This window comes from Pedobacter sp. AC402 (assembly GCF_979252805.1).
The window spans coordinates 1,232,761-1,249,239 of the sequence record NZ_CEEDAI010000009.1; the positions used below are offsets into that span (position 1 = coordinate 1,232,761).

The window sequence follows — 16,479 nt, forward strand, 5'->3', positions numbered from 1 at the left end:
TATTTCCCACTCACAACTAATTAATTATAAGCATCCCAAAAAAAAGGCACACCCATAATGAGTGCGCCGTTTTTACCTGAACCCATAAATCAATTGGTTTTAGTTTAGAAATTTGTGTTTACAATTAATTGACTGCGACTTGCATCAACAAAATCAAGCGGAATAATTCCATATTTACCATGTATATTATTGGTAAAAAAGGTGGTAATTTTTGGATTTACAGCATTCGAAACTGTAGTAATGCTAGGAATACTGAATACTCCTGCTTTATATCCACTCGCGTAATTAAGATAAAGCTTGTTCGAAGAATCATTTTTTGCCTCGTTTAACAGCGTTTCAATTTTAGTCCATTTGGTATTTACATCGTTAACATTGTAAAAATCCTGCACTTTTAAATTGGCAGCAGCGTTGGCAATGTCGAAAGTAGTATTATCCGCCCAGGCAGTAGCATCAATTCCTTTTGGAGATGAGCCAGAGAACCTTCTTAATAACCTGATTTTTCCACGGATACTACCCAGCGTAGGAATGTTATTGCCCAAATCCCATTTACCAGGGTTTTGCTGTACATAAGCATCAAAAGTCTGCTCAAATGAGCGGGTATTATTTGATGGCGTATGTTCTTCTTTCACACTCATAATGATTGTTTCGGTTGGATGGCTGTTTAAAAAATTAATACAGGCATTCAATACATCATTAAAATTAAGGTTTTGGTAGATGGCTCCATGGTGGATCGCGAAAGCATTATCAATATGCCTGCAACGGATATCCAGATAGCGAACACCTGCATTTAACTGGTCGGCAATGCTTAGGTTCTGGCATTTTGCAGTACCAGATACAGGTTCTATAGTAGCACCAGAATCGTGTGTGCCAGGAATAGATATTGCCGAAATGCTGTTTTGATCTGCCAGTACACTCATCCAGTTGTTTAACGAAACGCTTAACAGTTGCGCTGCCGGACTCGAATTACCTTTAAGTTTTGGACTTACAAAATTTTCTTTTGATTGTTCTTCTTTTTTACAGGCACTAAAGGTTAATACCAAGGCCACAAAAAGTGGTAGTTGTAATTTTCTCATAGTTTTTTTAAGGAAGGTGATGATTTATTTGGTTCAGTATTATAAAACTAGTAAAAGGTTTTACTAAAACAGCACATCCTAAATAATTTCATAATTCGTTAATATAGATTGGGTTATTAACATTTAGGAATAATGATTTTTGTGTAAGAATCCGAAATACTTAAATGCTAAAAAGCCACAGTACTTAACCGTGGCTAAGGTAATGCAATTGATTGTATAACATTTGTGGTTTGAAAACTGAATTAAGGCTTATTAACTTTGAATTAAATTCACGTTAATGCTTTTGGATTGTTAAAAGAAAAAATCAGGTACAAGGGCAGATGCCCTTGTACTGATAGCGTTGAGTATCCCTAAACTTCGCTTTTAGATATCCCTATATATCCAAGTGAGCTGCAATAATAGATGCTTATTCCGAATAATTATAATTTATGCCCGTCCATTTGTTTGTCCAAAAATATGAACGGCTAAAAAATTAATAATGAGCATTTTACAAATTAAAAAAAATAATTAAAAGTAGGTAAATGTAACCGTCGCCTGGCAATTTTTACTTGCTACTGCCCTTATCCAATGCGCACTGAAACCTGCTGGAAATGTGTAATTTAAATTTTGGCCAGCTTTGATTGAGAATTTTTTGTATTGATGAAAACCCGTTAAATCAAAATCTACCTCCAAAGTAATTTCTACATCTTGATCGGTTGCAATCCTTACTTTTTTCTGATCGTAACCAGTCATTAAATAAGGTAATGATGGATTATTTGCTTTTACTGCGGTATTTTTCCATACACTCCCTTCGCCAATCGGTTTACCCATTTTCCACAAATCATCTATACCACCATACCATAATCCATTGGTTTCATTGCCAAAATATTGTCCATCAGGTTTAGCACCTATTTTGGTACCACTTAATACCAATAAGCCTCGCCAGGTACAAAAATCGATTATTTTTTTGCGATGTGTAGTAACCGGGCGAATGGCAGCATAGCCAGATTCACGGCCAACTTCATAAAAAGTACCTTGTACATTCAACATAAAACGTTCCGATTCCACCTCCCGTTTATCTCGGTAAGGAAAACGCTCATATTCATCAGATCCCTTTGGCAAGCGAAAAGTTCCTGTTTTATCTTTGATGATAACAGAAGCCTCATCAACAGTATAATTTTTATTTAGCACTAAAAGCTTTTCCATTTGCGCTATACTATCAGCCGGATTGGTTAGAAACGATAATTTTTCATCAACTTCAAAATATTGCTTTTTTTCCTTTGAAGTATTTAAAACCTGTAGATTTTTGTTGTACCCTGATGGACGGATCAAATTCTCGTTAATTGGAAATTTCTCATTGATCCCTGCCAGCGTATTGAATAACTGATCTTGTATTTTATGTCCCTCCCCGGTGAAATGGAAAAATGCAGAGGCATTACAATCCTTATTTACCTTAAACCGAACCCATGTGGCCTTAAAATCAGCAGGGAAGATAAAATACTGATACGCATTGGCAGCAACGGTGATCTTTTTATAATCTTCCCACTTGTTATTTCCTGCCCTATCTATTTGAACTGTAAAAATTACAGGTTGATCTGATTTTTGAGTAAGATGCAACACCTTTTTATCAAAACCGTTTATCAGAAACGCATCAGATGGTATATTTGCTTTTATAGCATCGTTATCCCACGGGCCACCCCAACCTGTTGCAGCACCCCAGTTTTTTAAATCATTCCACTGCCCAAACCAAAGATTGGATTGTGCCCTGCCAGCCATAGGATTTTCTAAAACAGTGGTTTCGTCTGTAGCTATTACAATTTGATTATTCCAGCTACAAAAATCAGGAATATAACGTAAATGGCTATTTAAAGGCATAATGCCACTGCTGTTGTTCCTTGAAAAAGATTTAGGAAAATCATACATCATGCCGTGCATATCCATCAACATTTTATTATTTCCAACTTCACGGATACGTGGCCATTCGGTATACCAGCCACCTCTATGATCATAGGTATGGGCAGCTTTTGGCAAACGATATGTATACCATTGCCCATGATCCAATAATTTCAGCATTACAGAACGTTTATCCCAACCTATACTCCATAACGGGCTTTCATCATTTGGCGAACCGTAAATACCACCAGGACCAGTAACATCTGTAAACTGTTTTCTTTCAATTATTTTCCAGGTATTACCATCCCAACTTGCTAAAACGCCTTTTTCTTCATCATTTTTAGGTAAATCTCCGGCTTCAAGCATATCTTTTGTAAGCTTAAAAACAGCTTCTTCGCCATTATTTGCAACTACCAATTGTTTTTGCGCAGTGTAAGCACCCTTTCCATGCCAGCCTGGTACAGGTTTATTGAAAAGCTTTTTTACCGCAAGGGTATGCACATTTGTTTCGTATAACATGCCCTCCATATCATAAAAGTAAACCATATTGGCCGGGTTAGTTAAGTGCCGTGCTGTAGCCGTCATTCTGCCAGGCATAACCGAAAATGGAATAGTCCTCACAATTCCTTTATCATTTATAAAATAGTTACTCGTTATTAACTGGTTAGACTCTTTGTGGATCATCCGGTTTGCAGGTGTGCCACCAATGCTTTCGGGATGAATGGTAACATTGAGGCCATTATCAATGCTATACAACTTATCAGAACTTCCTTTAGGCATGTGTGGCGAATAAGTAACCATCCAAAGTTTGCCTGCCCATGGGGTAATGGCTCCAATACCGTTTTCGCCACCATCACCATTTGTTTTTTTTATACTCCCGGGCAGAGACCAACTTTCGTTAAATGTGGCTAAATGTGGGTAAACTCCACTTACTTTTAAGGGCTTATTTTGTGCAAATGCAGCAGTTACCGTTAAAATAGCTGCGCTGATTAATAATGTTGTTTTTAATCGTAGTTCTTTTTTCATTAGAGTTAAGTAATTGGGATTTTAGTAAATCATCAGCTCACAAAAGCTGTATTACCAGGAGCATTAATTTTCATTTAATTTGGTTAGTTTTATAAAAAATAGTTTGTTTTGCAGCAATTGGTTTCAACCTTTGATTTTGCTTTTATAAACTTAGGCAATGATTTATATCACCAAATACTAACCATTTGTACAAATGTTTGCCAATATTATTGACAATACAACAAATTAAAAATCAGTCAATTAAACCAAATGAATAACGAGTTTGTACAAGCCGAAAATTCTGTTTTTTTTAAACAGCTGGATATTTGCTGTAAAAAAGTTGCCAAGGAGATTAGTGAAAAAAGCATTTCTGAATGGAGAAATAGCGACTATATCAAGCTTAGTGGTTTATTGCATCGAAAAACAAAAGTTCATTTGAGTGAAAACACCCTAAAACGCATTTTCGGAAAGCTCAAAACATCAACACGTTATTACCCACAAAAAGCAACAAGAGATGCCCTTGCTCAGTTCATTGGTTTTAGAGATTGGTATGAATTTGAACTTTTACATCCATTAAATGAAAAGGATACTTTAATCGATACTCCTATTAAACCAGAAATAAAACCAGCGACTTCGAAGCATAAGAACAAAATCTATATCTACGTTTTGTTAGGCTTTGGCATTATAATGACCGGCATAATTTCCTTCCTTTTCTTAAGTGGTAACCAGAGCGTTAGCAATGTTAAATTAATCTGTTTAAACCCGGAAGGTAAAAGTCCGCATTCTGCCATTTTTAAATTGGATGTATTGGGAAATCTACCTGATGATCCATCAACTTTTATAATAGACTTTGGAGATGCTAAAACCAAACGATCTGCTTCTGCAAATGCTGTTGTTAATCATTATTATGAAACTCCGGGGCGTTATTTCCCAATATTATACCACAAAAATACACCTATAGATACCGCTTATGTTTACCTGCAAAGCAAGGGATGGGATGTGATTGCTACAATACAATATGATACAACTAGGGTATATCCAATATTAAAGAAAATTTCTACCGCGCCTGATTATCATGTTACTACCAAAGAATTACTGAATGCAGGTATCGATACCAGTAAAACCTTTTTTGTATCGTTTGCAAATGTAAGACCCACAGCTATTAGTGCTGATAATTTTGAATTTAGTGCCGATATTAAAACCTCGGCCGAAAGACCAGGTGTTCGCTGCTCTCAGGCCGATATTGTGATATATGGCGAAAGCGACAGTCATTTTCTAAGTATTATCAAACCAGAATGTATTGCGTGGAGTGCTTACAGATTTTCTGAGCAGTTTAAAAATGGAGATAAAACTGATTTAAGAGCATTCGGACATGATTTAACCAATAGTAAAAATGTTAAATTACAAGTAAAAAATCAGCACGTATCCCTATTAATAGATAATAAGGAAGTTTTTAAAACCACCTATCATAAACCCATTGGAAAATTAATGGGCTTTAAAATTATGTTCGCAGGGATTGGCTCTTTTAAAAACTTCAACCTTGCGGACTTGAAAACGGGCGAAAAGTTTTAAGCATATATCTGCCAATGGCAAAAAATACCACAATTATCATCAGTTAATGGAATAGATGATTATGCGATATGTTAAAATGGTTATATTGCAGCACTAAACCATTAATGAACAATCTCAAAAAAGCTAATTTTAATAAATTATCGTCATTTCTGTTAAAAAAGGAATGCATTTTTGCCATTTACCTAATATTAGCTATTGTAGCAGGTTATAAGCAATATCATCACCATACTTATAACAATTATCTGATTTTTAAATATGTATACTGGCATACTGTAGATTTACAAAACTTATATAACAATTATCCCGAATATTTGGATAGTAACCACTACGGCCCCATATTCTCTATTTTTATTGCCCCATTTGCTTTACTTCCTGATGGTTTGGGCACCATTCTATGGAACATTTCTAATGTATGTATATTACTGTGGGGTATTTACAGCCTACCCATTTCAATAAATAAACGTACTATAATTGCCTGGATCTGTGCTCACGAAACTTTAACTGCCCTATTCAGTTTTCAATTCAACATTGCCCTAACCGGAATAATATTACTCAGCTTTTCTTACCTGATCAAAAAGAAAGAAATACAATCAGCCTTTTTTATTGCCTTTGGCACGCTTGTTAAACTCTATGGAATTGTAGGACTCGCATTTTTTTTCTTCGCTAAGAATAAATTAAAATTTATTGTAGGCTGTTTTATTGCGTTCACCGCACTCTTTTTATTACCAATGGCGCTCTCATCACCAGCATTTATTTTTCAATGTTATTCCGATTGGTACCACTCACTCGCGCACAAAAATGAAATAAATGCTTCTTTAACTTCCTTTCAGGATATTTCTTTAATGGGGATTGTAAGAAGAGTATCCGGGAACGTAAATATCCCAAATACACCATTTTTATTGGGCGGTATGCTTTTGTTCTGTTTACCATATCTGCGGATCAATCAATACAAAAATTTAGGTTTTAGGTTAATGCTTCTGGCATCTACCCTTATTTTTACTGTTATATTTAGCAGCGGGTCGGAATCGCCAACTTACATTATCGCATTCGCCGGTGTTGCCATTTGGTTCGTGGTGCAACAAAAACCCAAAAAAGTATGGGTAATTGCATTGTTTGTTTTCGCTTTTATCTTAACCAGCTTATCTCCAACTGACATTTTCCCGAAATCAGTAAAAGAATTTATTCGTCTATATTCCCTTAAAGCCCTACCTTGCGTAATCATTTGGCTAACCATAATATATCAAATGATGAAAGAAGATTTTAAATCTTATCTGATTGCCGAGAATGAATAAATTAGTTTCTATAGTAATCCCTGCCTACAACGAAGCCGATAATATTTTTGTAATTGCAGAAAGTATTAAAAATGTTTTTTCTACGATCAATTATCGTTACGAGATTATCCTTGTGGATGACGGAAGTGCCGATCATACCCTAGAAAAAATAAAAGACCATGCATTAACCGCAGATAATATATTTTTTCTGGAATTTTCTAAAAACTTCGGTCATCAACTGGCAGTAAAAGCGGGTATGGATCATGCTTTCGGAGATTGTGTTATTTCTATGGATTGTGATATGCAGCATCCACCATAACGTCGATTCCACAAATGCTCCAAAAATGGGAGGAAGGTTTTGAAGTAGTCTATACCATCCGTGAAGAAGATAAAAATTTGTCAAAAAGTAAAAGAGGTTCATCTAATCTGTTTTACAAAACCTTAAACTGGCTTTCGGATATTGACCTTGAGCCGGGAGCGGCTGATTTCCGTTTGCTCGACCAAAAAGTTGTTTCTGTTTTTAGAAATTTTCATGAAAATGAGCCTTTTTTGCGTGGATTAGTAAAATGGTTAGGTTTTAAACAATTTGCCATCAGGTATAACCCTGCTGCCCGGTTTTCAGGCCAAAGTAAATACACGTTTAAAAAAATGATGAGGCTAGCACTTCATGGTGTTACTTCTTTCAGTATAAAACCGCTTTATACTGCCGTTTACCTTGGTTTCACCCTTTCTTTCGCTTCGGTGCTATACATACCCTATATTATTTATGCATTCGTAAATAATGTTGAAGTTTCCGGCTGGGCATCAGTAATTATGACCATTGTTTTTTTTGGAGGATTACAACTCATCATTTTAGGTATTATAGGCATCTACGTCGGTAAAATGTTTATGCAATCTAAAAACCGTCCAAATTACATCATCCGTTCAACAAATATTCAACATAAATAAAATGGTGCTTTTAAGTTTTGATATCGAAGAGTTTGATATGCCTTTTGAATATGGAAAAGACATTTCTTTTGAAGATCAGATTTCCATTTCGAGGGTAGGAACCATTGCCATTTTAGACATTCTGGATAAATACAATGTGAAAGCCACGTTTTTCTGTACCGTTACTTTTGCCGAAAATATTCCGGATCTGATAAAACGAATTACAGAAACAGGTCACGAACTCGCTTCCCATGGATATTATCATTCCGATTTTAAACCAGAACACCTGCTTCAATCTAAACTTAAATTAGAAGAACTCTCTGGCAAAGAAATTACAGGATACCGAATGGCCAGGATGATGCCTGTTGATGAAAAAGAAATTGAAAAAGCCGGATACAGATATAATACATCTATTAATCCAACTTATTTACCAGGGCGCTACAATAATTTTAATATTTCGAGAACACATTTCATTAAAGATAATGTACTACAAATTCCAGCTTCGGTAAGTCCGCTGATCCGTTTTCCATTGTTCTGGCTTTCCTTTCATAACCTACCATTAAGCATATATAAAACATTAGCCAGCTGGACTTATAAAAAGGATAAATACTTGAATATTTATTTTCATCCTGGGAATTTACTGACCTGGAAGATTTTGAAAGATTTGGTTTCCCCACTTATGTAAGGAAAAATACCGGTATGAAAATGATTAAACGCATGGAAAAACTTATTTCATGGATGAAAGTTAAAAATTATACATTCGGAACGTTTCAGGATTTTATCCAAACTATTTCTGTAAAATAAAAATTTATAGCTGAGAACTATTTATACGTTTCAGCCAATTTTAAAGCATTATAGGCATTAACAATACCTCCGCTCACACATACCTCACTAAAAAGTACCCGAACATTTTCACCTTTTTCGTTTTTGTATTTTACTTTGTGTGCAACTTTTGAAACGGATTTCATAATAATCTCACGTATTTGAGCAGGCTTTAATTCCGGATAGTAGCTTAAAATTAGTGCTGCCAAACCTGCAACAACAGGCGAAGCCATACTGGTACCATCCGCCTCCTCATACTTATTGTCGGGTACGGTTGACTTTATTAAAAATCCTGGCGCAAAAACATCTACATTGTATTTACCATAGTTTGAAAAATCTGCTTTAAGGTTATCATCATCCTTGTAAGCACTTGCACCAACCTCAATCCAATTGCTGGCATGTGGGAGATTAAACTTAGCAGTATCTACCGGAATAGCTTTAATCAATGCCGACCTTTCGAAAGGTGGCCGCATGCCCATTCCATTATTTTGTGCCATTGGTTTAGGAGGTGTAAAATCTGGTTTAGTTGGCTTTTTGTTTGCTTGTTTATAAGCTTCAGCTTCCTTACTATCGAAGAACTTATTAGGATAATTTTCTTCTAAATCATTATTTTGATTGTCGTTTCCAGCAGCATGCACCAATAGAACACCTTTTTCTTCCGCATATTTAACAGCAGAATCTACTGCTTTTTTATCCCATTTATAACTTTTGCCAAAGCTCATGTTAATCACCTTTGCGCCGTTATCTACCGCATACCGGATACCATTGGCTACATCCTTATCGCGTTCATCACCAGTGGGCACAACCCGGATAGCCATAATACTTACATTATTGGCTACACCAAAAATGCCTTCAGTGTTTGTGCGATCTGCACCTATAATACCTGATACATGGGTTCCATGGAACGCATCTGGCCCTTTTACATCATTATTCCCGTAGTTTTTTTGATAAGGATTGCTGTAATCGTCACCCACCAATTCAGCACGCATATCATATTTAGGATTTAAGTTATATTTTAACATTGCATCGTATTGCTTATAACCTTCTTTGATGCTTTTGTAAAATTTATCAAAACTTCCATCCTCTCTAGATCCTTTTCTGATGATATTTTTTACCTGTTCTTCGGTCTCATCATCTGCTTTATAACGATCAACATCCTCCAATGTAGGTATTTCCTTTTTATTGATTTTAGCTACCGAATCCAAAACTTTGTTAATTGCAATAAGTACAGAAAATGTGTTACTGGCATCTTCATACTTTTTGCCGAAGTCGCCTACCATTTTTTTATACAATTTAAATTCTTCCTTCTGGCTGCTATCCAAAGGTGTTAGATTGGTTGTAGATTGATATTTTGGTGTATAAATTCTTAATAAGCGTACCAATTCTAAATTATCATACTCGAGATTTCCTTTTTTTGATCCGATAAAATTCCAGCCATGAATATCATCAATGTAACCATTTCCGTCATCGTCAATTCCGTTTCCAGGAATTTCTTTTTTATTCGTCCATAATATGCGTTGTAAGTCAGGATGCTTAATATCTACTCCCCCATCAATTACAGCAACAATGATATTTTGTTTTGGCTTTTTATCTTTCAAAATATCGCGATAAGCCTTTTCCGTACTTATTCCAAAATATCCATTTTCTAACAAATCGAGATTAAACCAATTTGCAGGAAGTTGTACATTTTTACTTTGAGCAAAAACGGAGGTGTTTATGCACAAAATTAAAGCAAGAAAAGTCAATGTCTTAAAGTTCACATTCATCATGATAGTATGTACGAAATACTACAATAATACGGTTTTATTACCTTGAGGGTGAATAATTTTACATTTTTTAACAAGTCATAATGAAGTATACCAACAACTTAATTTTGGAAATATTTCTGCATCATAACATTCATGGAAGAGTCTGTTTCGATATGATCCCTTAACTTTTCTCAACTCCTTAATGGTAGAGAAAAGAAAACCATCTTCGTAATCAGCGGGAACCTAACCATCAACCATTAAGAAATTAAGGTAATTAAGAAAGGGATTCCAAGTTAACGTTGTGCTTAACTCCATAATGTCGGGAAGAAAAATTAGAAAGGCTAATAGGACTGCCTTAAACGAAGAAAACCCTTCAGCATTTCTGCTGAAGGGTTTCTTTTAAGATTTGGCACCGACCTACTCTCCCACGTGTTACCGCAGTACCATCGGCTCTGGTGGGCTTAACTTCTCTGTTCGGAATGGGAAGAGGTGGACACCACCGATATAGGCACCTAAATATTTTATTGAGGTAGAAGGTGGAGGGTGTAAAGGTGGAGGGAAACCCTGAACCTTAAGCCTTTCGCCTTAAACCTTAAACAGTATTGAAAGAAGTTATTATGAAGAACAAACAACAGTCTGTTTGCTTTGAAAGCTTCGGATGATTAGTACTACTCGACTGTGCTGTCACCAGCTTTACATCTGTAGCCTATCAACGTAGTAGTCTTCTACGGTCCTATATGGAATTCTCATCTCGTGGCTAGTTTCGCACTTAGATGCTTTCAGCGCTTATCTATTCCCAGCGTAGCTACTCTGCAATGCCCCTGGCGGAACAACAGATTCACTAGAGGCTGGTCCAACCCGGTCCTCTCGTACTAAGGTCAGCCCCACTCAAAATTCCTACGCCCACAACAGATAGGGACCGAACTGTCTCGCGACGTTCTGAACCCAGCTCGCGTGCCACTTTAATCGGCGAACAGCCGAACCCTTGGGACCTTCTCCAGCCCCAGGATGTGACGAGCCGACATCGAGGTGCCAAACCTCCCCGTCGATATGAGCTCTTGGGGGAGATCAGCCTGTTATCCCCAGCGTACCTTTTATCCTTTGAGCGATGGCCCTTCCATGCAGAACCACCGGATCACTATATCCGTCTTTCGACCCTGATCGACTTGTCTGTCTCACAGTCAAGCAAGCTTATGCTATTGCACTCCGCGTACGGTTACCAAGCGTACTGAGCTTACCTTTGAAAGCCTCCGTTACCTTTTTGGAGGCGACCACCCCAGTCAAACTACCCATCAAACAATGTCTCCCGAATGATCGGGATTAGACACCGAATACAGAAAGGGTGGTATTTCAACGTTGGCTCCACGACGCCTAGCGACGCCGCTTCAAAGCCTCCCACCTATCCTACACATCCTGTATCCAATGTCAATGTTAAATTGTAGTGAAGGTGCATGGGGTCTTTCCGTCCCGTTGCGGGTACCCGGCGTCTTCACCGGGACCACAATTTCACCGAGCTCATGGCTGAGACAGCGCCCAGATCGTTACACCATTCGTGCAGGTCGGAACTTACCCGACAAGGAATTTCGCTACCTTAGGACCGTTATAGTTACGGCCGCCGTTTACTGGGGCTTCGATTCAATGCTTCTCTTACGATGACATCCCCTCTTAACCTTCCAGCACCGGGCAGGTGTCAGGCCTTATACCTCATCTTTCGATTTTGCAAAGCCATGTGTTTTTGTTAAACAGTCGCCTGGGCCTTTTCACTGCGGCTTACATTGCTGCAAGCGCCCCTTCTCCCGAAGTTACAGGGCCATTTTGCCGAGTTCCTTAGCCATGATTCACTCGAGCACCTTAGAATCCTCTTCCCGGAGTACCTGTGTCGGTTTGCGGTACGGGTTTTTATAACCTGAAGCTTAGCGGTTTTTCTTGGAAGTCTGATTACCTGCGCTATCCGCTTACCCGAAGGCTCGCGGTACTATCGACTTTCAGCTAGATCGGCGGATTTGCCTACCGTTCTAATACCTACTGTCTTTAACGATCTATTCCGTCAGATCGCGGCAGTGTCACTACTCCGTCCCCACATCGCAGTTATAAAAAGTACTGGAATATTAACCAGTTGTCCATCGAATTTCCCCTTCGGGTTCTCCTTAGGTCCCGACTGACCCTGATCCGATTAGCGTTGATCAGGAAACCTTATCCTTTCGGTGGGCGGGTTTCTCTCCCGCCTTATCGTTACTTATGCCTACATTTGCTTTTCTATACGCTCCAGCACCCATTACCAGATACCTTCGCTGCATATAGAATGCTCCCCTACCGATATATTTCAATCCCATAGCTTCGGTGAACAGTTTAATGCCCGTTTATTATCCATGCCCGATCGCTCGACTAGTGAGCTGTTACGCACTCTTTAAATGAATGGCTGCTTCCAAGCCAACATCCTAGCTGTCTGTGCAATCGGACCTCGTTAGTTCAACTTAACTGTCACTTGGGGACCTTAGCTGATGGTCTGGGTTCTTTCCCTCTCGGCGCGTGACCTTAGCACCCCGCGCCTCACTGCAGATCATATTTCATAGCATTCGGAGTTTGTCTGGATTTGGTAGGATTTGACTCCCCCGCACCCAATCAGTAGCTCTACCTCTATGAAACTTAATATCCACGCTGTTCCTAAAAACATTTCGGGGAGTACGAGCTATTTCCCAGTTTGATTAGCCTTTCACCCCTACCCACAGATCATCCGGAAACTTTTCAACGTTTATCGGTTCGGTCCTCCAGTACGTGTTACCGCACCTTCAACCTGTCCATGGGTAGATCACAAGGTTTCTGGGTCTATCCCCTCCTGACTATACGCCCTGTTCAGACTCGCTTTCGCTTCGGATCCGTGCCTGAAGCACTTAACCTTGCCAGAGAGGAGTAACTCGTAGGCTCATTATGCAAAAGGCACGCCGTCACACCACTTGGATGCTCCGACCGCTTGTAAGTACACGGTTTCAGGTTCTATTTCACTCCCCTGTTCGGGGTTCTTTTCACCTTTCCCTCACGGTACTGGTTCACTATCGGTCTCTCAGGAGTATTTAGCCTTACCGGATGGTGCCGGCAGATTCCCACAAGGCGTCTCCGACCTCGCGGTACTCAGGATACTACTAGACTGGTATTCTATACGTGTACAGGGCTATCACCTTGTGTCGCCGGGCTTCCCATCCCGTTCCACTTCTGTTTACCAATGCCACATCGTAGTCCTACAACCCCCACTTTGCCGTAACAAAGTAGGTTTGGGCTCTTTCCCTTTCGCTCGCCACTACTTAGGAAATCATTGTTATTTTCTCTTCCTCTGCTTACTTAGATGTTTCAGTTCGGCAGGTTTGCTCATTATATGTGACTAGTCTTCAACTAGCCGGGTTGCCCCATTCGGAAATCTTCGGATCAGTTCCTATTTGCAAATACCCGAAGCTTATCGCAGCTTATCACGTCCTTCATCGCCTCTGAGAGCCAAGGCATCCCCCGTGTACTCTTTATTACTTTCTTCTACTCATATGCCTTTTGCGCCATATGGTATGCTTTTTTTGCTCTTGTCATGATGTCTCATACTTATCGGTTTCTTGCGATCCCTTTAAGCGAGCACAAACACAACAGTCGCCTATTGTTGTTTGCTCTTCTTTTTTAACTTCTTCCAATATGTCAAAGAACTTTACTGAGGCTGAAGGCCGAAGGTATAAAGGCGGAGGGTTTCATTGTCCCCAACCTAAGCTCCGTTTCAGCTCCGTTAGTAAAAAACTGCGGTCTCGAACCGTTCCATACATTTGATCGTATGTGCCCCATGGCGTTTCTTCTTTTCTTAATCTTTATGTCAATGTATATTATCTATCCCGATAATAAGGTTGTATTATGTGTTTTTTGAAAGCTTTCAGCTTTGGTCTTTAAGCTTTATGCTCAAATGTGGAGAATAACGGAGTCGAACCGTTGACCTCCTGCGTGCAAGGCAGGCGCTCTAGCCAGCTGAGCTAATCCCCCAAAAGGATCTTAATGTGTAGTCCCGTCCAGATTTGAACTGGAGACCCCTACATTATCAGTGTAGTGCTCTAACCAGGCTGAGCTACGGGACTTCTTGATTTTAAGGTAGGCTTAATAGTTGCAGTATATAGTATCTTACCGCTACTGCTTCCCTTTTTGGCTTACCCTTCATGTCTCCGTTGCGCTTGCCTTTATAGCAGCCCACCGTTTTCTTCTGGGTGTTTCTTTTTTCTCTTGTTTTTTTAAAGTATCCGGTATCTGTGCCCTCCGCCTTTCAGCTTTGGTCTTTTACCTTTTACCTTATTTGAAATATCATGTTGCGTGGCGAGTAGGCGGTGCTACTCCAGAAAGGAGGTATTCCAGCCGCACCTTCCGGTACGGCTACCTTGTTACGACTTAGCCCCAGTTATCGGTTTTACCCTAGGACGCTCCTTGCGGTTACATACTTTAGGTACCCCCAACTTCCATGGCTTGACGGGCGGTGTGTACAAGGCCCGGGAACGTATTCACCGCGTCATTGCTGATACGCGATTACTAGCGAATCCAACTTCATGGGGTCGAGTTGCAGACCCCAATCCGAACTGTGAACGGCTTTGTGAGATTCGCATACCGTTGCCGGCTAGCTGCCCTCTGTACCGTCCATTGTAGCACGTGTGTAGCCCCGGACGTAAGGGCCATGATGACTTGACGTCGTCCCCTCCTTCCTCTCTGTTTGCACAGGCAGTCTGTTTAGAGTCCCCACCATAACGTGCTGGCAACTAAACATAGGGGTTGCGCTCGTTGCGGGACTTAACCCAACACCTCACGGCACGAGCTGACGACAGCCATGCAGCACCTAGTTTCGTGTGATTGCTCACTCATTTATCTCTAAATGATTCACTAACTTTCAAGCCCGGGTAAGGTTCCTCGCGTATCATCGAATTAAACCACATGCTCCTCCGCTTGTGCGGGCCCCCGTCAATTCCTTTGAGTTTCACTCTTGCGAGCGTACTCCCCAGGTGGAACACTTAACGCTTTCGCTTAGCCGCTGACTGTGTACCGCCAACAGCGAGTGTTCATCGTTTAGGGCGTGGACTACCAGGGTATCTAATCCTGTTTGATCCCCACGCTTTCGTGCCTCAGCGTCAATAAGACCATAGTAAGCTGCCTTCGCAATCGGTGTTCTGAGACATATCTATGCATTTCACCGCTACTTGTCTCATTCCGCCTACCTCTAGTCCATTCAAGCCCATCAGTATCAAGGGCACTGCGATAGTTGAGCTACCGTCTTTCACCCCTGACTTAACAGGCCGCCTACGCACCCTTTAAACCCAATAAATCCGGATAACGCTTGGATCCTCCGTATTACCGCGGCTGCTGGCACGGAGTTAGCCGATCCTTATTCTTCCGGTACATTCAGCTTCCTACACGTAGAAAGGTTTATTCCCGGATAAAAGCAGTTTACAACCCATAGGGCAGTCTTCCTGCACGCGGCATGGCTGGTTCAGAGTTGCCTCCATTGACCAATATTCCTTACTGCTGCCTCCCGTAGGAGTCTGGTCCGTGTCTCAGTACCAGTGTGGGGGGCCATCCTCTCAGATCCCCTAGTCATCGTCGCCTTGGTGGGCCGTTACCCCGCCAACTAGCTAATGACACGCATGCCCATCTCAATCCCATAAATGTTTGATCATTGGATAATGCCATCCTGTGATTTTATGCGGTATTAATCCGGATTTCTCCGGGCTATCCCCCAGATTAAGGTAGGTTGCATACGCGTTACGCACCCGTGCGCCACTTTCAAATCCAGCAAGCTGGATAATCTCGTTCGACTTGCATGTATTAGGCCTGCCGCTAGCGTTCATCCTGAGCCAGGATCAAACTCTCCATTGTAAAATGTGTTGTAAGATGCTGACCAGTTTTAACTATTGTTAAAAATAGTCTTCTTTTTTGTTATGTTGTCTGTTAGACACCACCTTTAAAATAAAGCTACGTAATCATGTACTTTGATCGGTACTCCATTACCTCGCTACGCTACATTGACATCTCTTTTAAGAACTTGTTGACCTGGTAACCTCACGGCCGGCCATTTTATATATCTTCGGTATCAGTTTGGAAAAGTCTTGTTCGTCTTCCCCGTGTTTCATCCGTTTCAATCTTTTTTCTGTTCGCTTTCCGCAACATCCGCTGCTCAGCTTTTTGCCC

8 protein-coding genes, 2 tRNA genes and 3 rRNA genes are annotated in these 16,479 nt (G+C 40.1%); 5 read left to right on the top strand and 8 right to left on the bottom strand.

The window, feature by feature from the left end; genetic code table 11:
* Positions 1-104 precede the first annotated feature (104 nt).
* Entirely contained in the window at positions 105-1,073 is a 969-nt protein-coding gene (locus AC0IWE_RS16245) for a phosphatidylinositol-specific phospholipase C (RefSeq protein ID WP_471793848.1), read from the bottom strand.
* 507 nt (positions 1,074-1,580) lie between these two features.
* On the bottom strand, positions 1,581-3,971 hold the full coding sequence (locus AC0IWE_RS16250) for a hypothetical protein (protein WP_471793849.1): 2,391 nt from the start codon (positions 3,969-3,971) through the stop codon (positions 1,581-1,583).
* Between the two features lie 249 nt (positions 3,972-4,220).
* On the opposite strand from AC0IWE_RS16250, the gene AC0IWE_RS16255 reads away from it, so the two are divergent.
* The 5 genes from AC0IWE_RS16255 to AC0IWE_RS16275 all read left to right on the top strand — a co-directional run bounded on the left by AC0IWE_RS16255 (position 4,221) and on the right by AC0IWE_RS16275 (position 8,405).
* The gene (locus AC0IWE_RS16255; protein ID WP_471793850.1) at positions 4,221-5,522 is read left to right on the top strand and encodes a hypothetical protein; all 1,302 of its coding nucleotides are present in this window, start codon (positions 4,221-4,223) and stop codon (positions 5,520-5,522) included.
* Positions 5,523-5,626: 104 nt separating this feature from the next.
* The gene (locus tag AC0IWE_RS16260) at positions 5,627-6,814 is read left to right on the top strand and encodes a glycosyltransferase family 87 protein (protein WP_471793851.1); all 1,188 of its coding nucleotides are present in this window, start codon (positions 5,627-5,629) and stop codon (positions 6,812-6,814) included.
* Positions 6,807-7,112, top strand: coding sequence for a glycosyltransferase (locus AC0IWE_RS16265; protein ID WP_471793852.1), 306 nt, complete (start codon positions 6,807-6,809; stop codon positions 7,110-7,112). Before AC0IWE_RS16260 ends, AC0IWE_RS16265 begins: the two co-directional genes overlap by 8 nt.
* A gap of 14 nt (positions 7,113-7,126) precedes the next feature.
* A complete protein-coding gene (locus AC0IWE_RS16270) occupies positions 7,127-7,741 on the top strand; it encodes a glycosyltransferase family protein (RefSeq protein ID WP_471793853.1) in 615 nt (204 codons plus the stop codon).
* A gap of 1 nt (position 7,742) precedes the next feature.
* Positions 7,743-8,405 carry a polysaccharide deacetylase family protein gene (locus AC0IWE_RS16275; RefSeq protein WP_471793854.1) on the top strand — a complete coding sequence of 221 codons (663 nt, stop codon included), beginning with the start codon at positions 7,743-7,745 and terminating at the stop codon, positions 8,403-8,405.
* A gap of 136 nt (positions 8,406-8,541) precedes the next feature.
* On the opposite strand, the gene AC0IWE_RS16280 is transcribed toward AC0IWE_RS16275, so the two are convergent.
* The 6 genes from AC0IWE_RS16280 to AC0IWE_RS16305 all read right to left on the bottom strand — a co-directional run bounded on the left by AC0IWE_RS16280 (position 8,542) and on the right by AC0IWE_RS16305 (position 16,167).
* Positions 8,542-10,308 (bottom strand): S8 family peptidase, encoded by a 1,767-nt coding sequence (locus AC0IWE_RS16280; protein ID WP_471794051.1) that lies wholly within the window; start codon positions 10,306-10,308, stop codon positions 8,542-8,544.
* Positions 10,309-10,694: 386 nt separating this feature from the next.
* Positions 10,695-10,806, bottom strand: a 5S ribosomal RNA gene (gene rrf / locus AC0IWE_RS16285).
* A gap of 127 nt (positions 10,807-10,933) precedes the next feature.
* Positions 10,934-13,812: ribosomal RNA gene (locus tag AC0IWE_RS16290) — 23S ribosomal RNA — on the bottom strand.
* A gap of 412 nt (positions 13,813-14,224) precedes the next feature.
* Positions 14,225-14,298 (bottom strand) — tRNA-Ala (locus AC0IWE_RS16295).
* Between the two features lie 17 nt (positions 14,299-14,315).
* Positions 14,316-14,390, bottom strand: a tRNA-Ile gene (locus tag AC0IWE_RS16300).
* Positions 14,391-14,645: 255 nt separating this feature from the next.
* A 16S ribosomal RNA gene (locus AC0IWE_RS16305) occupies positions 14,646-16,167 on the bottom strand.
* Together the 16S, 23S and 5S rRNA genes with 2 tRNA genes alongside form the textbook arrangement of a ribosomal RNA operon.
* Positions 16,168-16,479: the final 312 nt, after the last annotated feature.